The sequence below is a fragment of the Leptospira biflexa serovar Patoc strain 'Patoc 1 (Paris)' genome (assembly GCF_000017685.1).
Classification (GTDB): Bacteria; Spirochaetota; Leptospiria; order Leptospirales; family Leptospiraceae; genus Leptospira_A; species Leptospira_A biflexa.
Genome location: NC_010602.1, coordinates 2,456,936 through 2,479,108, shown reverse-complemented (window position 1 = coordinate 2,479,108; position 22,173 = coordinate 2,456,936). Strand labels below are relative to the sequence as shown.

Below are 22,173 nucleotides of genomic sequence, written 5' to 3'. Positions count from 1 at the left end.
GGAAAAATCGGAAAACGCGCGGGTGGGATACCACTCGTGCGTTTTTTTTTATTGAATGAAAATTTCCAATGAATTCGTCCCTTCTTTTCTTTCTTTGCATAAGTCATCTTTTGAAAGTTTGAGACCACCCATTCTATACTGATTTGGCATTCGTAGAGTTTCGATTGGTTTTCCATTCATTGTGACTGAGTGGATGAGGCCTTTGTTAGATGTTATTTCATAACTCAGTCTAAATTGAATAGAAAATATTTCGAAATCAACTTTCAGTCCATGAAATGCAATCGACAACATCGGATCCAAAATCAATCCATCGTGGTAAATTTGGATTCCTAATAACGATTCATAAAATAATTTTAGAAAAATTCCTGGTCCACTAGAATACACTCGCCAACCACCTTCCAAGGGGATTTTTCCTTGGATGAGTTTTTCATAATTGGAACTTGCATCAGATCGGTTCAAAAAGACAGCATCGGAGCTCGAATAATAACAGTTTGCTTGTCTGATGCGGCAATTGGGAATTCTTTTTGTAATTCCAATTGGATTTGTCAAATTGAGTTGGTTAAAAAATTCATCTGATTTACCCATGTGGGCGAGTGCTTCGCAATACCTGAGGTGAGCATGTGTGTACATCAGTCCAATTTCCCGTCCAAAATAACTAGCAGTTTCGGCACGTTTGAAAAATGTTGACTTCCCATTTTGATAAGGAACAGGTTTGTCAAATAACCGAACTCCATCGGGACCTGTTAGGTGGTTTTTGATCACTGTTAAATGAGATTCCGCTTCTTCTAAAGTAAATACATCAGAAAGGATCCCATAAATCATTGGCAAAATACTGTATTGAATGGTGGAGAATTGATCGTTTGGGTGTAATAAAAATTGTTTTGAATGATTGGGTGAAAAATGAACGAGACCTGCGATGATCCCCGAATCCATACATTCCTTTCGGATTTGATTCTTTAAAGTCTGAGTTATCGAAACGTAATAGGATTCCTTTTCTTTATTTCCTAACATTTGATAAAACCATTCTGCTTTTTGAAAGAGAATGGATTGTAATTCCGCTGTCCAAGGACTCACGGCCTCATTACGAAAACTTTCTTCTTTCGGTTGCATCGAATCATTCCAGTCACCATTTCCATACTTAGGTAATACTGTATTCGGAATGAATCGATTCGTAATTTCTTTTAGCGTGAGTTCAATCCCTTCTAAAATACTTCGATTGTTTCCAACTTCCGAAAGTAGAGAAGTGTCACCAGTTCGTTCCAAATAAGTGAAAACCGAAAGGATTGGCCAATACAAAATATCACCATGCGAATCGTTGGCTCGAATGTGTTTATCCTTTTCGTATAACATAAACCACTGCGGCCAATCACCATCTTCATTTTGTTCCCTAAAAACTCGTATGAGCAAATCTCGTATGGCCCAAAAATTGCCTGATGCCAAAAGGAATTCAAATGCCCCTTGGCAGACGTCTCTTGTCCCCCATCCTCCACCTGAAAATTGTTCTAGTCCCCTGGGATTTAGGTAGTGGATTTCCGCATTTTGTTTGTACCAAGGTAAGATCTCAACCATTTCTATGAATGCTGGATCATTGAACGTTATTGTTTGGTCCATTAAGAAAGAATTGCAAATCGTTAATTGATGGTTAGATGGTAATATTCCAATGCCATCATTTGTTACCAATTCTCCAAAAATCTGAAGTGAGAGTGAGGATTGGATTTTTGTCTTGATGGTTAGATAGGGAAGGTTTTGTGATGATTGGGATTCGAAAAGGATTCGATCATCGGAAATCAGAAAACTGGGAACTGACTCACTTTGAATGCGAAACCCTTTCCCTTGGAACCTTTCGAAACACAAACTCTTTGGATTTGGGGAAACAATAATGGAATGATTTGAAATGGATATCGAAGGTGGAATGGGCAGGTTTCCATTGTCGCCATCTAAACTCGTCGCAATTACAAAAATGGTTTCGATTGGATGGGGAAATGAATGTGAAACGAGGAGTGAAACCGAATCATTTTCATTCGCACTTAAATTGATTTGGATCGATTGATTTTTCCAAAGATACACCCATTCCAAATGATTGGGATGAAACTTTAAATAAGATGGATTCTCCAAACGTACCCATTCATCAGAAATTTTGCAAAAGATACGAAGTCCTTTCGATTGGTTCGTTCCTAAATCTCCACTTTTTCTTGCAATCAATTGGTTGGCGCTTGCATGTCCTTGTGTGAGTTGAGAAATGAAGATTCCATTGAAGTAAGCGGTTGTCGTTAGAGAAGATTCGTTAGGTGTTAGATTTGTTCCAGTTCTTAAAACCTGGCCTTGTGATCTTAAACAAAGCGATTCTTTTTTGAATAACGATACATGACTTTTTTCCTCGATAAAAAATGACAAAATGGATCCGTCTATCCCTCGTTCAACGTTACGTAATGGATCGGGAAATAGTTCCTTCAGAGTTTTTTCTGTGATTGGATCCCCATTGAGTATTTGATTTTTATGAAACAGGCTGATATTCGTTTTTTCTTTAGTTATGAGTGGACCATCATCCGATTCCCAACCATTTATACATGAATCAATGATTGATTGATCGAAAATGAAAGATTCAATTTGGTCCAAGTTTTCAAAGACAGACGCATAATAATTACAAACAAAAGATTCGCTGGATGAAATCAAAATTTCTGGAGTCGAGAGACCAATTACCGAATGTTCCCCTTGGTAATTAGAATTGGAGAACGGTTTTATATTTCCATTCTGATAAATATTTTGTCCATCTGTTGCAAATGTGGAGATGTATTGATCACAAAAAACAAAACTAGCTGGATTTTTCCCATTCACCAATTCATTTTGCCTAGATAAAATGGAATAACCATATTGGGGATTTAGAATCACTTCGTGATGGATATAGTGAGATACAAATGCTTCGTTTAACCTTGCAGAAGACGGGTCACAAAGTCCAAAATCTTGCGTATATACCAATGAAACTGCATACGATTCAGGATTCAAGTTTTGAATGTTGGTTTCTATTTTCCAACAATTCTGTTTCGGATGTAATTCAAGTTTGATTTTGATTCTGAATCCATCGACGTTCCGTTCGATTGAAATTATTTTTTCTGAAGTTCTGACGATGGGAGATCCCAAAGGTGAAAAGAGAGGTATGGATTTTGTATTCCCATCGGTATGGAAACATAGGTATAAGTTTGCTACACTGTGCTCTAATTCATTACCAAAATATAAATTGACCAATAAGTTTTGAAAGAAAATGGAATGGAGAGAAAGGTTCGATAAAAATTGAATCTTTAGACCGGATTTGTTTTGTAAAATGTACATCAAGCTTCCTTTAAAAATGGACTCATTCTATTGACCGACCATTTACCAAAATGAGTCAGGTTTAAATGATAGTCATATTCAAGTGCGGTTTCTTCCCCTTTTGCGAGGACAATGCTTGTGATTCCTAAGTTATGGAATTTTTTTAGAATTTTAGAAATTTCAAATTTCCCAACACTAGATGTGGGTCTGTCGATTACGACAAACTTAGGTTTTGCAAATTGAATTCTGATGGTTGAGATTCTAAATTTTTCGGCTAATGAAAGTTCATCGTCCCACTCTTTCAATGCAGATAAACCTCCTAAACGTTTCACTAAAGTATCTAAGTTATGATTTTTTAATTCTTTCATCACTTGAAAATCAGAGACTGAGTTTCCTAAAAATGCGGGAACAATCACATTCCGAAGCCTTCCTGGTGGTAAATAGGGTTGTTCGGGTAAAAACAAAATTTCATCTCGACTTGGTTTTAAAATTTTCCCTTCTTGATGATTGCTGATTCCTGCCAAAGCACGAAAAAAACTTAATTTTGTTTCTTCGTCGTTGGCTGTGATAAGCCACCTTTCTTTGGTTTTGATTATTAAATTTAAATGATCAAGGATGAATTTTGATTTATCACCTGAATAAATAGAAAAATTTTCAAACTGAATTTCATCGGAATGGTAATTTAGTTTTTCTTTATTTTTATTTGTATTCTCCGAGTGAACCATCGCGGTATCCAAAGTTTGTATTCGTTTGACAACGGCTGTAAATGCAGATATCGATTGGAATTGGCTAACAATGAGTGAAAATGCATTGAGCAATGTAGTGAATGCAAGACCTGCTTGTGTGATCACACCAAATTCAATTTCTCCTCTCATGTAACTCGGTGCGATGATGAGCATCGGAATGATTTGGATAAAATAATTATAACTATTCGTAAATAAACTTAATCGCAAATTAACAGAAATTAATTTTTTAAAATTGGTCACAAGTTTTTTTAGTTTGGATTTGAGTCGCACTGACATTCTCAATTCCCTGTGAGTGACTGCAATTGATTCTGCATGTTGTTTGATATGGAGTAAGTCAGATCGATAGTTGGCTTCCAAATCCAATTGATTGTAATTGAGTCGGATCAGTTCTTTGCCTAAAAAAATAGTTGATATGGTTCCAATCAAAGCATATAGAACCGCAACTAAAAATAAAATAGGGTTGATACTCCATAAAACGCCCGCAAATGAAATGGCCGAAAAGACTCCTCCAAGGAATAGAAGTAGAAAGGACAATGTTGTGGTCGTAAAAGCTTTTACATCATCTGTAATCCTTTGGTCTGGGTTTTCGATTCCTTTTTGATTTAAAATGTTATGGTAGGTTCTTTCACTTAAGTAGGATCCAGTGAGTCTCCATGTTAATTGTTCTCGCCATAAAATTCCAAGCCTTTCTTCCATAAAACGATAAATGGATCCGATGCCCGCTGATAAAAGAAATAACAATCCATAAAGAAGTGCAAATTGATAGAACTCTACCTCGTTTTTTTGTTCTATGGATGAGATAAAATCCCTTCCCACAAAACTATTTAAAACATTAAAGAGGTTAAAACAAATCACAAGGAGTAGTAGATAAATACTATAACGGATCGCAGTTGGTCCTTGTTTTGATTTTAATAATTGATGGATGATTGTAAGTAAATGTTTACCACGTTGGTATTTGATTGGTTCGATAGTCATGTATGAATTTGGGTATTATTAAAATCAAAATTTTTAAATTGGCAAGGTTTATTTTACAGTCATATCCATCGGCTGGAAAGATCCATTCAGCTTTGATCCAATTCTTTTATGGATTTGGTCGGTGAATCGCACTAAAAAAACTAAAAAACGAACAAAATTGATAAAAAACTAATTGTGTTAGTTAAATAAACTAATATGATTAGATTTATGAATATGCTCTACCACAAGTTTCCCATTTTAGTTCTCCTTTTTTCCCCGTTATTCCTTTTGGCAGAAGGTTTACCCAAAGAAAAGAGGCCAAGTACCTTGTTTTTCCAAGTGGATGGAGGTAAAATTGCTTACACACAGATAGGTTCAGGAAAAAAGAATTTTATCCTACTCCCAGGCATTGGTGATCGAAAAGAAAGTTACGCTGAATTAGCAAACCTTCTTGCAAGAGATGGAAATGTATATTCATTCGATTTGCGTGGATTAGGTGAATCAGATGTTCAATTTAATTCCTATGGTCCAAAAGAAACGGCATTTGATGTTTTGGCCTTTATCAGGAAAAAAAACTTAAACGATGTATATGTGATTGCCAACTCAATGACTGCAGCATCTGCCGTTTACATCCAATCAAAAGAAAGAAAACGAGTCTTGGGATTGGTTCTTTCTGGACCTTTTGTTCGAGATAAAGAACCTTTGTCATTTGGATTGAAGGCATTATTACAATTCTCCTTTCGTGGTCCTTGGGGACCAGCTGCCTGGGTGGCATTTTACGAATCACTTTTTCCCATCCAACCCCCAAAGGATATCGAAGACCGAAAAAAAGAATTAAAAACAAATTTAAAAGAAGAGGGAAGGATGGCCGCCATTCGCTCGATGTTATTTGCATCAAAAAAAGAATGTGAAGTTGAATTAAATGAGGCAAAAGGAAATCATATCATCGTTATGGGACTCAAAGATCCAGATTTTTCATCGCCAGAAGAAGAAGCCAATTGGATACGTTCGACCATTGGTGGACAAGTTTTTTTATACGAAAATGGAGGTCATTATCCTTTTGTGGAAGAACCGAACCGTTTTTACCAAGACATACAATCATTATGGCAAAAAAAATAAAAAGTAAATTAGGAAGACCGAAAAAAGGGCAAACCCAAATCAATCGCAGTTTGGTATTGGATTTGGCTTGGGATACCATTCAAAAAGTTGGTTTTTCCGATTTCCGATTGTCAACTCTTGCCGAAGTTTTAGGGATTCGTACACCATCCTTGTACAACCATGTGACAGATATCAATGATATCTTTCGAGAAATGAAAAAAAGGGCATTACGATTGTTAGGAGACCGATTGGAAGCAGTTTCAAAACTGACCGTAGGGAATTCAGGTCGCATTTCGCAATTTTTAAAAACCTATCGTGGGTTTTCAAAAGATTTCCCACATATGTATCCACTCGTGATCGTTTCCACTGAATTGGATCCAGAACTAAAAGTCCTTGGCGACCGGATATTACAACTCTCACTTGATGCATTTCAAATGGCAAATTTGGACAAAGAAAACATTCACAAAATTCGAATCATACGTTCCTTTGTGCATGGGTTCATTGACCTGGAACGGGAAGGTGGGTTCGGACGAAAGGAGTCGATCGAGGAAAGTTTTCAGAAACTAACAGAATCTCTCGAAACAGGAAAACTCTGGTAAAACTTTACTTTTCGGGAGAATGTGCGTGCGAAAACCTGGGATTACACTTATGGCAGCACTTACAATTACATTACCCGATGGAAGTTCCAAAGAACTCGAATCAGGAAAGTCATTTTCTGATTTTGTCCAAAACCAACTGCCTTTCTTAAAAGAGAAAGCTCTTGCCGTTGTTTTGTCCGATGGACGAACCGTTGATTTATCTTTTGTTCCAACCGAAAACACGACTGTCAAATTTCTCACCTTCGATGACAAAGAGGGAAAGGAAGTATTCCACCATTCATCTGCCCACTTACTCGGAATGGCCGTCCAAAGGTTATGGCCCGAAGCAAGGCTCACTGTAGGCCCTGTCATTGAAAATGGACCTGGATTTTTCTTTTATGATATCGATTTTGGAGACTTGGTCATCACAGTGGATGACCTTCCCAAAATTGAAGCCGAAATGGCAAAAATTGTGAAAGAAGACCTAACCGTAAAACGGTGGGAACTTTCCAAAGAAGAAGCGATAGAAAAATTCAAAAAAGAAAACGAACCTTATAAAGTAGAACTCATCCAAGGTTTTGATGCCGCCTCAGTTTCGTTATACGGACAAGGGGAGTGGTATGACCTTTGCCGTGGACCACATGTGGCGCGAACAGGCCAACTCAAAGCCTTCAAACTCACAGCAATTTCTGGTGCCTATTGGAAAGGCGATTCCAAAAACAAACAACTCACTCGTATTTATGGAGTATCCTTCCCCACCAAAAAACTGTTAGATGAATATATCTTTCTCATCGAAGAGGCGAAAAAAAGGGACCATCGAAAACTCGGAAAAGAATTGGATTTGTTTAGTTTCCAAGATGAGGCACCTGGTTTTCCGTTTTGGCATCCAAAAGGTACAGTGTTATGGAACACCCTAGCATCGTATATCCGAGAAGAATGTTTTCGTCGTGGGTATCAGGAAATCAAAACTCCCGCCATTTTAAATTCCAGCCTTTGGAAAAAGTCCGGGCACTGGGATAATTTTAAAGAAAACATGTATTTCACTGACATCGATGAAAGTGAGTTTGCCGTCAAACCCATGAACTGTCCTGGATGTTGTTTGATTTACAAATACCATATGCACTCTTACAGAGAACTACCCCTTCGGTTTATGGAACTCGGGAATGTGCATCGTCACGAAATGTCTGGGGTTTTGCATGGACTCTTCCGTGTTCGTGCCTTTACCCAAGACGATGCCCACATCTATGCTCCTCTTGATAAAGTAGAATCGGAAGTAGAAGACATCATTGACTTTACATTTGATGTGTACAAAAAGTTTGGATTCACTGAATTCAAAACCTTCATCGCGACAAGACCTGAAAAGTCACAAGGTAGCGACGAAGATTGGAACCTCGCCACACAAGCCTTACACGATGCTCTTAAGAAAAAAGGAATTGAATACGGGATCAAAGAAGGGGACGGAGCCTTTTATGGTCCTAAAATTGAATTCAATATCAAGGATTCACTCGGAAGGTTATGGCAATGCGGAACGGTTCAAATTGACTTCTCTATGCCGAACCGATTTGAACTCGATTTCACTGCCTCTGACGGAAAAAAACATGCACCAGTCATGATCCATAGAGCCATCTATGGATCTCTCGAAAGGTTCATTGGAATCCTCATCGAACACTTCGAAGGAAAATTTCCTTTGTGGCTGAACCCAACTCAAATTCGTGTCTTAACTGTGGCAGAAACTCATAGTGATTACGCGAAGGAAGTGTATCAGGATTTAGTAATGCAAGGTTTCCGTGTCGAATTGGATGTTCGGAACGAAAAGATTGGAAGCAAAATTAGGGATTCCATCATGAAACGCAGTAGTTACACTCTCATCCTTGGGGATAAAGAAAAAGAAGCAGGAAGTATTTCGTATCGCCGTATGGGAGAAGAAACGACTGCTACTGTTTCACGTGATGGATTTCTTTCTTTACTCAAAGGTGAACTCAACTAAAGAAATTTCTTGACTAACACTGGTAGGGCTTTACGATTCCTTCCAGTGTCCAAGAGCCAAGCATATCCTACGATAAGGGAACCAGAAACTCTTTATCTGGATCTACCGATACACCCACCGTATGACGTCTGTGATGCGTATGATGCCATTGCAATGATGGAAATACCCATCACCGAAGGTGTGACTTTGGGTTGGAAAGTCAGTCGGATGCAATTTGTGGATGGATTGGGAAGGGATGTTCACTTTGACTGTCCGAACATTGTCATCACAGGTGGCCAAAACTTAGGACAAAAACCAGTCTCTCTTTATGTGGTGGCTGCGTTCTATGATGCCGCTGATCGTCTTTTATCTTGCCAAACGTCCGAACACTGTGTCCAAGCTTGGGAGCGGTATGATGTGCCTGGGCTTTGGAGTCGATTTCCTTTTCCAGTTTCTGAAATCGCGCGTGTGACAATGCGCATCACGGTCACTGGTTGTGAAATCCAAACAAGGATGGGGGAAGAAAAACCACCAATCCAATCCAAACCGAACAAAAAAGAATTCAAAAAAGAATGGAAACGCGCTGGGCATGTCGTTGGCATCCATGGTTTCCAAAAATGGAACCCTGGGAAGGGGGAACTTCTCTATGCAACAGAACCCCTCACCAAAGAAAATCGGCTTCGGTTTCGTTTGGAACGGAGGGAAAACCAAAGATTCCAATTCCTTGCTCTCGTCACATCCACAGACCCAAGTGCAAACGAAACAAAATGGGACAACCTCATCCAATATGTTCTCTATGATGGATCTGGCAGAATTTGCCATGGTGGTTCTTGTATGGGGATGGGAAACCACGGAGAATACGTCTCTCTTGTCCCGATTTTGCCTGAAATTCTCGATTCCGAATCCCTTTCCATCGAATATGTGGTCTGGGAAGGACCTACTGGTACGCTTTAGTAGGAGAAGTAGGGCAATTCATAAGAAATGTACTTGCATGCCTCGATTTTCATCCGAAATTGGAAATTGAAAGAAATTTCGGAGACTGAATGCAGAAACGGCCCAACCCTAGAGGGAACCCAAACCAAGATAAATTCGCCCACATCAGAATTAACGAACAAATTACCAATGTAGCATCGATCCGGCTCGTCTCTGACGAAGGGTCCGATATCGTTACTCTGGACGAAGCTCTGAGAAGAGCTAAAGAAGCTAACCTTGATTTGGTGGAAGTCTCGGGTGACCAAGATGTTCACGTCTGTAAGCTGATCGATTTTGGAAAATACAAATTCGAACTTCTGAAAAAAACGAAAGAAGCGAAAAAGAAACAACACGTAGTCACGGTGAAAGAAATTAAAATCCGCCCGCGGATTGATAACCATGACTTCGAGATTAAGAAGCGTCATGCTTTAGAATTCTTGCAAAAGGGTGATAAGGTAAAAGTGACACTTCGATTCCGAGGCAGAGAGATGGTTCACTCTGAAATTGGAATGAATATTGTTAACCGGTTTGTCGAGGACCTAAAAGAGCATGCCTCTCCCGAAAAAATGCCGGTACACGACGGAAAGACGATAGTGGTCGTGATGAACCCAATTGGTGAAAAACCTAAAGGATAAAAACAACTATGTATAAGCTGAAGACAAATAGGGCAGCAGCCAAACGTTTTAAGTTTACCAAATCTGGTAAAATCAAACGTGGTTGTGCGTTCCGAAGACATATCTTAGAGAAAAAATCTCCTAAGATGAAACACCAAAGCCGTGGAATGCACGTCATCCATGAAACCGATTATAACCGTGTAGAAAAACTTCTACCTTACGGAGGTTAAACGATGCCACGCGCAGTCAACGGAACCATTCATAAAAATCGTAGAAAAAAAGTACTCGCTAAAGCAAAAGGTTTTAGAGGCGGACGTTCTAAACTTTTCAGAACAGCAAAGTCTGCTGTGATGAAAGCAGGTCAATGGGCATACCGTGACCGTAGAAAGAAAAAGTCCGAATTTCGCAAACTTTGGATTACGCGTATTAATGCTGCTGTGAGAGAAAACGGAATGTCCTACTCAAAGTTCATCCACGCACTCAAAACACACGGAATCAATTTAGACCGTAAGACATTGGCTGATCTTGCCTACAACCACAAAGAAGTATTCAACGCCATCGTCGAAAAAACCAAAGTCGCTAAGTAAATTAGTGCTTGATTGGAATGGAATAGCTCGTCTATTCTATTCCATCGGATTGTTATCATGTTAAAAATAGAAACCATTGAAGAGCTAGAAAGTAAAGTTGTTAAGGCTTTGGAGTTAATCCAAGACCTAAGAACAGAAAACGCACGCCTAGAGAGACGGAAAACGAGTCCCTTCGCGCGGAAAACGACCAAATGAAGCTCGCAATGGAGGAAAAAGAACGCGAATTAAAAACTCTGCGCTCACAACTCCAAGAAGCGACGGACGAATTAAACCAACTCAAAGAGAGAGAAGGTTTACTCGAATCCAAAGTGCACCAACTCCTCGGAAGATTGGATGGACTCCCCACAACAGGAAGTTCCACTCCGAAAGCACCGCTCCCTCCAACGGACGTTAGTGCTGATGTAGCTCCAGTTGCCGCTTCTGCAGCCGTTGCCACCCCTAGTTTAACCACAGAAGACGATGATGAAATCATTTTACTTGATGAAGACGAATCCGAATTCCAAGCAGAAGAAGTGTTAGAAAAAACACCTGCCTCTGCTTCTTTTGAAAAGGAAGAACTGATTGTGGAATCAGAAGATGAAGTTCCTACTGTGGAAATTGATGAGGATGATGATATCATCATTGATGATGAAGACGAAGCGATCAGTGTTTTTGATGCCGACGATGATGATGATTTTCTCATCATAGAAGACGATCCTAAATAAAAGATATGGCAGAATCTGCCCCAAAATCTCAAAAAATAACCAAACAAATATTTGGTGAGACATATACAATCGTTGGTGAAGCCTCTTCGGGTTATATCTCTGAAGTGGCTGATTATGTGGAATCTCGCTTATTGGAACTTGGAAAAGTTTTACCCAATGCCTCAAAAACCAAATTGGCAGTGCTTTGTGCCTTAAACCTTGCCGACGAACTTTTCCAAATGCGAGATATCACAGCGAAAGCAAACGAAAATCCAGAACTTGAAGAAAGAACCAAAAAGATCATAACTCTCTTGGAAGAGGGGATCATCGGGGATCATTTTTGAATCCAATTGCAAAAAAAGACGCAAGGGAAATTCTAAAAACAAATATCGCCAAACTCACAGACAGAGAAGAGTTAGAAGCTGGCATTCTGAAACGATTGTTCCCACTCTTACAAGGGAAATCCAAAATCATCACTTATGTTCCAGACCTTCGCTTCGAAGTCGATGTTTTACCTGTTGTGGAATCTTCTCCTTTGCCAAGGCCAACAGGATTCATTGAACTCCGCCATTCTGCCAAATGGTACTTTCCAAAAATCGAAACAGACAAAGGACTACGATTCATCCGGCCTTTCACGTTTGAAAAAGGCGCCTATGGAATGTGGGAACCGTTAGGAGATGAGGAGATATCCGTAGAAGAAGCGGATTTGATCCTCGTACCAGCCCTTGGTTACCATCAAAACGGGTACCGACTCGGACGTGGTGGTGGGTATTATGATCGCATTTTAACTTCAGAATCGATACAAAAGAAATCCATTGGCTTTAGTTTTTCTAAATTTTTTCCCGTCCCATTCTTATACGAAGAGCACGATGCAAAAGTCGGAAAAATGATTACGGAATTTCAGATTCTTTCGTTTTTCGATTGAATCCACGTAGGATTCTGACACGATTCCAGGTAGAATATGGACCAAGAAAAACTTCTCACATCCCTTGCTGAAAAGACCAAAATGGAACAAGAGTCTGATTTGGGAGACCTTGAACAATTTCTTACGTTTACCATTGAAAGGGAATTCTTTGGGATCCGATTGCTTCTTGTCCATGAAATTTTAAAACCTGTTCTCATCACTCGGATACCCAATGTGGATGATTATATATTAGGTGTGATCAACCTTCGTGGAGAGATCATTCCCATTGTGGATTTGAAAAAAAGATTCCACTCCACCGATTCAGACATCCATCCCATTTCGCGAATCGTTGTTGTCATGTTAGATGAGAAACGCATAGGGATTTTAGTCGATGAAGTCAAACAAGTCGTAAAAATCCAAAAGGATTATATCAGTTATACAACGGATGACTTGTCGTTAAACTATAGTAAGATGGTTGAATCGGTATCACGATTCGAGGATCATTTGATTTTGAATTTGGACTTGGAACAAATCGTTGATTTTGTTTCATCCACAAAGTAAGGGAAAAGGGATACGACATTGGCTGGAATTTTAGGCGAATACACAGAAGTTTTCCTGGAAGAGTCCGAGGATCAAATTGAAGAACTCAATTCCAATTTGGTGAAACTCGAAAAAGATCACGAAAATCCAGAAATCATTAATGATATCTTTCGAGCGGCTCACTCTTTAAAAAGTTCATCCGCTTTTGTTGGTTTATACAATTTATCTGACTTAGCTCATACAATGGAAAACCTTCTCCAAAAAATCCGAGAAGGGAGTTTAGAAATCAATGTAAAATTGGTAAACTTACTCTTCGAATGTTTTGATTTGATCAAACAAGTGATAGAAGGAGTTGCCAATGGAGTGAAGGTGGAAACTCCTTTCACAGACATGATCCAAAAATTACAGGATTATGAAGTGTCCGTTTCTGGAGGTGGTGGACCAACCACTGCTACAACAAAAACAGTGACACAAGCGAGTGGAACAAAACAAGTTGTTGGGAATCATGCGGAATCTTTTGGCAATTTATCAGAAGAAGAAATTTCTGAAATCAGAATGGCGATCAAGGAAGAAGACGGACTCTCTGCATTTTCCGTTGATTTACGTTTAAAAAATGACACGCCGATGCAAAATCTTCGATTGTTATTGATTTTGCAATCAGTCACCCAGTCTGGAGTTGTGATCAAATGCAATCCAACTGAGGAAGCTTTGGACAATGGACAAGGTAGTTACGCACTTTCGTTTATTACAGTAACCAAATATTCAAAAGATGAATTGTATACACAATGTAATATTGATATGGTGGAAACACTTTCCGTCCAAGAAATCAATATCCCCGAGACAGAAATGGAAGCACTTGAAAAACGTGCAGAGAGTTCTGTGAAAGAATCTAATTCGAAAGTATCCAGTTCAATTGATACAGAAGAGAAAGTTCCAACCAAAGGGTCTGCCAATTTTGATAAAGCAGTTACCGATTCCAAGGTTGTGATGCGAACCATCAAAGTTTCCTCAGACAAACTCGACCAACTCATGAACAATGTGGGGGAACTTGTCATCACAAACTCAGGTTTCCAAAAGATCTATGATGATTTGGTGGCTCAGTTCGGTGAAGACTCTCTATTTAATGAACTCAAAGGGAAAATTGACCAAATCAATCGGATTTCGAAAGACTTACAAACAGGAATCATGAACATCCGAATGGTTCCGATTGGATCGGTGTTCAATCGATTCACGAGACTCATTCGGGATTTATCACTCGAGACTGGAAAACAGGTCAATTTGGTCTTACGTGGTGAGAATACAGAACTTGATAAAAAGGTCATTGATGCCATTGGAGAACCACTCATCCATCTCATTCGGAATTCTGTGGACCATGGAATTGAATCTCCTGAAGAACGAAAACTAGCAGGAAAGTCGGAAGAGGGAACTGTCGAACTCAATGCCTACCAAGGTGGTTCCAATATCCTTGTGGAAATTCGCGATGATGGTAAGGGACTGAGTAAAAATAAAATCCTACAAAAAGCCATCGAACGTGGGTTAGTCACAGAAGCCGATTCACAAAACCTTTCTGAATCCGATATCTTTCAGTTTATTTTTGCTCCTGGTTTTTCCACAGCAGACAAAATCTCTGACATCTCTGGTCGAGGGGTTGGGATGAATGTGGTAAACAAACTCATCGAAGAATTCAAAGGAAAAATCATCATCCATTCAGAAGAAGGAAAAGGATCATCCTTTACCCTATCTTTCCCACAAGCACTTGCCATCATTCCTTCGATCCTTGTGATCATGGAAGAAGAGGTGTATGCCTTCCCATTATCAGAAGTATCCGAAACCATCAAGGTCAATTTGGACCAAATCACCACTTTGGAAGGCCACGAAATCATCAATTTACGAGGAGAGGTTTTACCTATCTACCGTTTGAATCGTATATTGGGACTTGCTGACAAACAAGAAATGTTGGAAGTTCCAGTTGTCATCGTAAACTACAAAACTCGCAAACTAGGTTTTATGGTGGATGACCTCATTGGAAAACACGAAACGGTCATCAAATCTTTAGGTAAAAATTTTAAGGACGTACAAGGTTTAACAGGTGCCACGATCATGGGAGACGGAACCATCATTTTGGTATTGGATATCCCTGGACTTGTCGAAATCGCAGCAGACAAAGTGGATTGGACAGACAAACTCGTGTCAGGTGAGATGATGAAACGTTCCTCAACGATTCGTTCCCTTGAGATGTCTGATTCTGAATATATATTTAAATCAAACCATCCAACCAATCGATATAACGCGAAATTGATTGAGTTACGAGCAAAAGACAAATCTCGTACCAAAAAAGAAAAACACAAAATCGAAAAACATATCATTGTGCCAAAAGAAGAAGTGTACACAGAAGAACCTGTTACCAATCAAAAAATTACAACAGAAGTTTCCAAAAAAGAAACCACAGTGAATGGACATTCTGAAGACCATTCGACAACGACGGAAACAACAACAGCGACACTTGTCCTGGATCATAAAACGGATGAAATCCATCGATTGGCTGATGTTGCCAAAATTGACAACGTAAAACAGACGGAAAGGGAACAGGCAGCAGAAATCATCAAAGGATTTGTTGAGCAGAAAGAAGAAAGGTTAAACCAAGTAGCTGCACTGAATTCTGATGAGATCAATCAAATCATGTCTTCCAAAGATATCAAAAAATTGGAAAACATTGTCAATACGGGTATGATGAATGCGGGTGTCGTTTTGTCTCAGTTAGTTGGCAAAGAAGTCGAATTATTTATCCCAGAAATTAAATTAACCGACCGAGATGGTTTGGCAAAAGAATTTCGGTATTCCATGGATCAGTTTTTTGGAATGAAAATCCGAATGACTGGGGATTTAAATGGAAATTTACTGATGATGTTTTCGGAAGAAAACGGTTCAGAAATTGCGAAAGAACTGCTCGGATCGGAAGAAGCCAAATATGCAGATGGCAACAATCATAAATTGTCTGATGATATGATGTCTGTATTGTCCGAAATTTCCAATATAGTTTGTTCGAGTGTGATGAATTCGCTTTCCAACAAACTAAAAAAGGAAATTTTACCATCTGTCCCAGAGATGATCACTGGAAGTTTTATGGAAGTAGTCGACATCGTAAAACCAGAAAGGACAAAGTTTTTGTCCATGCACACTGAGTTCAATCACCAAGGTAGTAACCTAATTGGTGTTTTAGTATTTTTACCAGATTTCGACGAGTTAGTTGAGTTGATTCATAAATCATGAACAAAAAACCGACTGTTGTGATCATCGATGACTCACTTCTTGTGAGGAATATTTTAAGTGATGCCCTCACCAAAAAAGAGGAAATTTCCGTCATAGCCACAGGCAAAACGGGCATGGACTGCATCGATCTCGCAGAAAAACTAAAACCCGATTTTATTGTCTTAGACATTGAAATGCCGATCATGGACGGTCTTACGGCACTCGCTGAAATTAAAAAAAAGAAACTTCCGAGCCACGTCATCATGCTTTCCGTTCTCACCCAACATGGGGCAGATGCTACCTTTAAGGCTTTGGAGCTTGGTGCCGTTGATTTTATCCCAAAACCATCGAGTGGGAACCAATTTTCCCCAGAAGACATTGCCGCTGTTTTATCCTTAAAAATCAAAGGGTTCTCTGATTCGAAACTGGTAAGTTTGGAGCCGATCCTTCGTCCCGAACGAACCGACCGCCAGATAAATAAAAGTTTTCAAAAACCGATCCAAGTAGATGCTATCGGTATTGGTACCTCTACGGGAGGACCAAAAGCGTTACAAACCGTTTTTGCAGGGATTCCAGCTGATTTTCCAAAGCCTATTTTTGTTGTGCAACATATGCCAGCAGGATTTACGAAGGCTTTTGCTGATAGATTGAATACTCTGTCTAAAATACAAGTGAAAGAAGCAGAACAGGGTGATTTGGTGAATTCCGGAACCGCTTACATTGCCCCCGGTGATTACCAAATGAAGGTCGTCTCAAAAGGAAAAGATCGTTTCATTGAGCTGACTCATTCCGAACAAGTCAATGGACATCGACCTTCCATAGAGGTTTTATTTGATAGTTTGGTGGAGTCATATGGAGCAGATCACCTTTTGTCCATGATCATGACTGGTATGGGAAAAGATAGATCACACGCAATATCCAACATACACGCGAAAGGTGGTATTACCTTAGCTCAGAATGAAGCAACTTCTGTAGTGTATGGGATGAACCGCGTTGCAGTAGAACTAGGGGGGATCGATTTTGTTCTCCCTGTTGAAGAATTAGTACCGAAAATGATAGAATTATTAAAGTCGAGAGGGAATTAAAATGGCAAGAATTTTGGTTGTAGATGATGCAAAATTCATGAGAACGCTCGTTAAAGATGCGTTAGTTGGAGCGGGTCACGAAATCGTAGGTGAAGCAGAGAATGGTAATATTGCGGTTGAACAATACAAAAACCTCAAACCAGACTTGGTCACGATGGACATTACCATGCGCGAAAAAGATGGGATTGAAGCAACAAAGGAAATCATTAAATTTGATGCTTCGGCAAAGATCATAATGGTGACTGCACTTGGACAAGAAGACCTTTTAGCTAAGGCAATCAAAATGGGTGTAAAGGATTTTGTTGTGAAACCATTTCCTCCGGAAAGATTGCAACAAGCAGCTGCTAAAGCACTAGGTTTATAAATCGTGTCCCAAACGCCGGAGTTCATCGTCCGGTGGCAAAATCAGGACGGTGGATTGACTGAAGGACCTTTAACGGTTTTATGGTCTCTGATTGATAGTTATAAGGTTGATATTTTTGAAGTCTCCCTTTCGCGTATCACATCCGATTTCATTCAATTTTTGAGAACAAGTCAATCCTTGTCCATCGAGCTTACCTCTGAGTTTGCTGTGATGGCCGCCCATTTGGTGTATTTAAAATCGAAGGCACTTCTCCCTGACCCAGGTTTTGAAGAAGAAGACTATGAGCCACCTCTCCCGAAAGAACTTGTGGATAAACTATTGGAACATAAAAAATTCCAAATGGCAGGCCAACGTTTGGCAGAACTGGACAGATTGACCGCCGGGATGTTTACCAGGGAAACCAACCAAGTTTTAGATGAAACGGAAGTTTGGCTTGATGTCAGTCTTGTGGACTTGATTTCTGCCTTTAATTCTATTTTGGAACAGGAAAGTTCCAATGAGGAAGAGGAACAAATCCCAATTTACGAAGGGGTTTCCCAGTATTCCGTAGAAGATAAAATGGCTTACCTCCAGAATTTATTAGAAAAAACGGGCGAAATTCATTTTATGGATTTGTTTGAAAATGACAAACCAGAAAAAAAAGAAATCGTCGCAGCCTTCCTTGCTGTATTAGAAGTTGTTAAAATCCGGGTTTGCAAAGTGATCCAACACGCAGTTTTCGGAGAAATCAAAATAGTCAAGGTTTAGATCAATTTGGAAGAAAGAAACTATACAAAGGGCCTTCTTGAGGCACTTCTCTTTTTGTCTTCAGATCCAATCAAATTATCTGCTCTTGCGAAGTCTTGTGGAATTGAAAAAACAGAAGCACGAGAACTATTGGATGAATTGATACTTGATTACCAAGAAAGAGAAGGTGGTTTTTTACTGCGTGAAATCGCAGGCGGATACCAATTCATCACCAACCAAAAATATAGCGAAATCCTATCTCATATTTTCAAAGATAAAAAGAGGGAAACTCTCTCTCGAGGGACCTTAGATACTCTTGCTATCATTGCTTACAAACAACCCATCACATTGACCGAGTTAGACGAAATCCGTGGAGTCTCCTCTAGAGCAATGGTCGCAAGTCTCATGTCTAAAAAATTGGTGAAAGCAGTGGGACAAAAAGAAGTGCCGGGTCGCCCCACATTGTATGGAACTACCAACGAATTTTTATTACATTTTGGTTTGAGTAAACTCACAGACCTACCTACACCTGTTGAAGTAAAAGAACTCAAATTTGAGGATTTTTCACCTGATTCCATTATTGTCACTGATGAGACAGAAATGAATCCTGACTTTGATTTAGATTCTTTACCAGAAGAATTAAAAGAAGAGAAAATCAATGAGTAATGCGGAAGAAGAATTAAATAAACTCCGATCTGATATCGATTCCCTCGATACTCAAATCATAGATTTGATTCAAAAACGAGCTGGTTTTGCACAGGAAATTGGTAGGGTGAAAAAAGAATCGGGTGGACCAATTTACCGACCTGATCGTGAAAAAGATGTGTATGAAAAGGTAACAAAACTTTCCGGAGGACCACTTCCTTCTTCTGTGATCCGAGCTATTTATCGTGAAATGATGTCTGGCACCATCGCCTTAGAACACCCGTTAAGGATAGGTTTTTTGGGGCCAGAAGGTAGTTTTTCTCATTCGGCGCTAAGATCCAAATTTGGAACTTCCATAGAAGCTGTTCCTCAAACTTCCATACCGGATGTATTTCGTATGGTAGAAGAAGAAAAATTAGATTATGGTGTTGTCCCAGTTGAAAATTCGACGGAAGGGCAGGTGAGTTCCACTCTGGATATGTTTTTGGAAACAGATCTCTTCGTCTATTCAGAGTTATACCAAAGGATCTCTTTTTCTTTACTTGGATTTGAAACAAATTTAGCTTCCGTGAAAAAGATTTATGGAATACGGATTGGAAATGAACAATGCCGTAACTGGATCTCAGCGAACTTACCAAATGCAGAGGTTGTGGATACATCTTCCACTGCGATGGCTGCGAAATTAGTATCAGAACGAAAAGATGGTCTCGCAATTGCATCAAAAATTGCTGGAGAAATTTATAACTTAGGGGTGATTGCGGAAGGCATTGAAGATTATTCAGGGAATACCACTCGGTTTTTGGTGATTGGTAAAACCGAATCGCCTCAAACCAAAGAGGATAAAACATCTATCGTTTTTTCTATTCCCAACCAAACTGGATCATTATTTCAAATATTAAAAACTTTTAATGATGCTTCTGTGAACTTAACCAAAATTGAATCTAGACCACTCAAACGTAATTTATGGGAATACCATTTTTTCATTGATTTCATTGGTCATAAATCAGATCCAAAAATCAAATTCCTTCTTGAGTCCATCAAATCACAATGTAAGGCATTAAAAGTCCTCGGTTCTTATCCAACTGCAGGATCCTTTCCGACATGAATCTTCAGAAGGTCCTCATTTACGGAATGGGGCTTATGGGTGGATCACTTTCTCTTGCCATCCGAGACAAGTACCCCAAAACAAAAATTCATGCAGTGGTTCGCTCAAAAAAAAGTAAAGAGTCCATCCTTGAAAAAAAATTAGCAGATCAAGTTTTGACATTAGAGGAAAATCAAAAGATCAATTTTGAACTCTATGATCTTGTCGTTTTTAGTACACCTGTCGCGTCAGTATTAAATCTGATTCCAAGTCTACCGAAGACAGGATCTACTATCTTTATGGATTTGGGTTCCACAAAACAATCGATTGTCGACTCTGTGGACCAACACTTCGAAGATTTGGAACACAACTATATCTCCACGCATCCTATGTGTGGTTCAGAACAAACGGGTCCCCTTGCGGCACTGAATGGGCTCTACCAAGATAAACTATGTATTTTGACAAAACCAAAACATGCCCGCCAAACTACTTTTGATGCCGTGAAAGTGTTTTGGGAAACGATTGGATCTTGGACGATCCAAATGGATGCAAAGGTCCATGATGAAACCTTGGCTTATGTTTCCCATTTACCTCATGTAATTTCGACTCTACTTGTCAATGTGGCTGGGAAAAACAAAACCACTATGGAACAAGTGTCATCCATTCCAAAACCGATCACAGGTGGTGGGTTTCGTGATATGTCAAGGATCGCTGGCTCCAATGCCGAAATGTGGACTTCTATTTTTGAAGAGAACAAATCATTTTTAAAAAACTCAATCGACGAATTTATCTCCGAACTTACAAACTTTCGAGAACTATTGATCGATGATATGACTCTCGATGAATCCAAAATTCATTCTATTTGGGAACTTGCACTCAAACAAAAAGAAACCATACAAAAATCAAAATGAAGTTTTTAAAAAATATTACAAAACTGAGCGGTTGTCAGGCGGCCATTTTAACCAACCAAAGTGCTTTTGGTTACAACGGAAAGTATCACTTCCAAACTTATTCTGAAATTTTTAATCTCAAAACCATTTTTTTACCAGAACATGGGTTGTTTGCTGAGTTGCAAGACCAGGTGAGCGGAGATGAGTTGCAGTATCTTTTTGGGGATAAACAAATTATTAATTTGTATGGCAAAGAAGAAATTAGTTTGGTTCCTCCGAGGGAAAGTTTACAAAACTTAGATGTTGTCATCATTGATATCAAAGATGTTGGATCCAGATATTACACATTTTTAACGACTGCGTATTATATTTTAGAAGAAATTTCTAAAATCAAAAAAGAAACAGGTAAGGCTCCAATTTTTTTGGTCATCGATTCTCCAAATCCCATAGGAACAAAGGTAGAGGGAACTCCATTAGTGGATACCTATCAATCGTTTGTGGGAGTGAAAACCGTATTACACCGACATGGGCTCACACCCGGGGGCCTACTCACTTATTATAATGATACTTTCCACTTGAATGTAGATGTCGTGGTCGTGCCAATCGGTGTTTACCACCAGAAAAAAAATTCATCTTTCGAATGGGTACCACCTTCGCCTAATATTCCGACGCAAAACACTTGTTTTGTGTATCCAGGAATGTGTTTACTCGAAGGAACCAATCTTTCGGAAGGCAGGGGAACCACAAAACCATTTGAAACCTTTGGTGCTCCCTATCTACTTGGTTCTGCAAAACTCGAACTTGAAAAACGATTATCGAATCATCAAAAAGATTCGTTCCGACTGCGTAACTTACGTTTTTTACCTACCTTCCATAAATATGTTGGTACGATTTGTGAGGGTTACCAGCTCATGGTTTTAAGACCGAAACAATTCCATTCTTTGTACTTTGTTTTATTTTTTCTCAAACAACTCCGTGAGTTGTTTCCTGATCAGTTTGCATTTTTAAAAGGTGTGTATGAGTTTCGTTCGGATCGGCCAGCCATTGAACTCCTTGTGGGTGATCCTTACTTACTCGACTATTTGTACGGAAACCATACGGAATCTGATTTGGAAATGTACCTGAAAGAAAATGAAACTCGATGGTCTAAGGCAATAAAACCTTACCGGTACTAAATTTTTT

The 22,173-nt window shown here is 39.3% G+C and carries 20 protein-coding genes and 1 pseudogene; 19 read left to right on the top strand and 2 right to left on the bottom strand.

From position 1 onward, the window contains the following. Nucleotides 1–48 precede the first annotated feature (48 nt). Together LEPBI_RS11880 and LEPBI_RS11875 are read right to left on the bottom strand one after the other, a co-directional pair. On the bottom strand, nt 49–3,327 hold the full coding sequence (locus LEPBI_RS11880; protein ID WP_226992765.1) for a GH36-type glycosyl hydrolase domain-containing protein: 3,279 nt from the start codon (nt 3,325–3,327) through the stop codon (nt 49–51). Then, nucleotides 3,327–5,027 (bottom strand): ABC transporter ATP-binding protein/permease, encoded by a 1,701-nt coding sequence (locus LEPBI_RS11875; RefSeq protein WP_012389356.1) that lies wholly within the window; start codon nt 5,025–5,027, stop codon nt 3,327–3,329. The genes LEPBI_RS11880 and LEPBI_RS11875 overlap by 1 nt, the downstream gene beginning before the upstream one ends. Before the next feature lie 207 nt (nt 5,028–5,234). Here LEPBI_RS11875 and LEPBI_RS11870 point away from each other — a divergent pair, with 207 nt between their 5' ends. From LEPBI_RS11870 to LEPBI_RS11780, 19 genes and pseudogenes are all read left to right on the top strand, one after another. Further along, nucleotides 5,235–6,125 (top strand): alpha/beta fold hydrolase, encoded by an 891-nt coding sequence (locus LEPBI_RS11870; RefSeq protein ID WP_143708650.1) that lies wholly within the window; start codon nt 5,235–5,237, stop codon nt 6,123–6,125. Then, nucleotides 6,110–6,703, top strand: coding sequence for a TetR/AcrR family transcriptional regulator (locus LEPBI_RS11865; protein ID WP_012389354.1), 594 nt, complete (start codon nt 6,110–6,112; stop codon nt 6,701–6,703). Before LEPBI_RS11870 ends, LEPBI_RS11865 begins: the two co-directional genes overlap by 16 nt. Nucleotides 6,704–6,752: 49 nt before the next feature. Continuing rightward, entirely contained in the window at nt 6,753–8,669 is a 1,917-nt protein-coding gene (thrS, locus tag LEPBI_RS11860) for a threonine--tRNA ligase (RefSeq protein WP_012389353.1), read from the top strand. 45 nt (nt 8,670–8,714) lie between these two features. Further along, on the top strand, nt 8,715–9,602 hold the full coding sequence (locus LEPBI_RS11855; RefSeq protein ID WP_226992763.1) for a hypothetical protein: 888 nt from the start codon (nt 8,715–8,717) through the stop codon (nt 9,600–9,602). A gap of 89 nt (nt 9,603–9,691) precedes the next feature. Further along, the gene (gene infC / locus LEPBI_RS11850; protein ID WP_012389351.1) at nt 9,692–10,255 is read left to right on the top strand and encodes a translation initiation factor IF-3; all 564 of its coding nucleotides are present in this window, start codon (nt 9,692–9,694) and stop codon (nt 10,253–10,255) included. Between the two features lie 8 nt (nt 10,256–10,263). Continuing rightward, a complete protein-coding gene (gene rpmI, locus LEPBI_RS11845) occupies nt 10,264–10,464 on the top strand; it encodes a 50S ribosomal protein L35 (RefSeq protein ID WP_002975302.1) in 201 nt (66 codons plus the stop codon). Nucleotides 10,465–10,467: 3 nt separating this feature from the next. Further along, the gene (gene rplT, locus LEPBI_RS11840) at nt 10,468–10,821 is read left to right on the top strand and encodes a 50S ribosomal protein L20 (RefSeq protein ID WP_002975326.1); all 354 of its coding nucleotides are present in this window, start codon (nt 10,468–10,470) and stop codon (nt 10,819–10,821) included. Between the two features lie 57 nt (nt 10,822–10,878). Then, nucleotides 10,879–11,525: pseudogene (locus LEPBI_RS11835) on the top strand (hypothetical protein). A gap of 5 nt (nt 11,526–11,530) precedes the next feature. Beyond that, complete coding sequence (locus tag LEPBI_RS11830) at nt 11,531–11,848, top strand: cell division protein ZapA (protein WP_012389348.1); 318 nt, start codon at nt 11,531–11,533, stop codon at nt 11,846–11,848. Further along, nucleotides 11,845–12,429: a 5-formyltetrahydrofolate cyclo-ligase gene (locus tag LEPBI_RS11825; RefSeq protein WP_012389347.1), complete on the top strand. Its 585-nt coding sequence runs from the start codon at nt 11,845–11,847 to the stop codon at nt 12,427–12,429. Before LEPBI_RS11830 ends, LEPBI_RS11825 begins: the two co-directional genes overlap by 4 nt. 36 nt (nt 12,430–12,465) lie before the next feature. Then, nucleotides 12,466–12,969, top strand: coding sequence for a chemotaxis protein CheW (locus tag LEPBI_RS11820; RefSeq protein ID WP_012389346.1), 504 nt, complete (start codon nt 12,466–12,468; stop codon nt 12,967–12,969). 18 nt (nt 12,970–12,987) lie between these two features. After that, nucleotides 12,988–16,218 carry a chemotaxis protein CheW gene (locus LEPBI_RS11815; protein WP_012389345.1) on the top strand — a complete coding sequence of 1,077 codons (3,231 nt, stop codon included), beginning with the start codon at nt 12,988–12,990 and terminating at the stop codon, nt 16,216–16,218. Next, nucleotides 16,215–17,282 carry a protein-glutamate methylesterase/protein-glutamine glutaminase gene (locus LEPBI_RS11810; protein ID WP_012389344.1) on the top strand — a complete coding sequence of 356 codons (1,068 nt, stop codon included), beginning with the start codon at nt 16,215–16,217 and terminating at the stop codon, nt 17,280–17,282. The genes LEPBI_RS11815 and LEPBI_RS11810 overlap by 4 nt, the downstream gene beginning before the upstream one ends. 1 nt (nt 17,283) lies before the next feature. Then, nucleotides 17,284–17,646 (top strand): response regulator, encoded by a 363-nt coding sequence (locus tag LEPBI_RS11805; RefSeq protein WP_002975323.1) that lies wholly within the window; start codon nt 17,284–17,286, stop codon nt 17,644–17,646. A 3-nt stretch (nt 17,647–17,649) separates the two neighbouring features. Beyond that, nucleotides 17,650–18,393 carry a segregation and condensation protein A gene (locus LEPBI_RS11800; RefSeq protein WP_012389343.1) on the top strand — a complete coding sequence of 248 codons (744 nt, stop codon included), beginning with the start codon at nt 17,650–17,652 and terminating at the stop codon, nt 18,391–18,393. Between the two features lie 6 nt (nt 18,394–18,399). Then, entirely contained in the window at nt 18,400–19,038 is a 639-nt protein-coding gene (gene scpB, locus LEPBI_RS11795) for an SMC-Scp complex subunit ScpB (protein ID WP_012389342.1), read from the top strand. Continuing rightward, nucleotides 19,031–20,122, top strand: a complete 1,092-nt coding sequence (gene pheA, locus LEPBI_RS11790) for a prephenate dehydratase (protein WP_012389341.1) — start codon at nt 19,031–19,033, stop codon at nt 20,120–20,122. Before scpB ends, pheA begins: the two co-directional genes overlap by 8 nt. Next, nucleotides 20,119–21,012: a prephenate dehydrogenase gene (locus LEPBI_RS11785; RefSeq protein WP_012389340.1), complete on the top strand. Its 894-nt coding sequence runs from the start codon at nt 20,119–20,121 to the stop codon at nt 21,010–21,012. Before pheA ends, LEPBI_RS11785 begins: the two co-directional genes overlap by 4 nt. Next, nucleotides 21,009–22,166 carry a DUF1343 domain-containing protein gene (locus LEPBI_RS11780; RefSeq protein ID WP_012389339.1) on the top strand — a complete coding sequence of 386 codons (1,158 nt, stop codon included), beginning with the start codon at nt 21,009–21,011 and terminating at the stop codon, nt 22,164–22,166. The genes LEPBI_RS11785 and LEPBI_RS11780 overlap by 4 nt, the downstream gene beginning before the upstream one ends. Nucleotides 22,167–22,173: the final 7 nt, after the last annotated feature.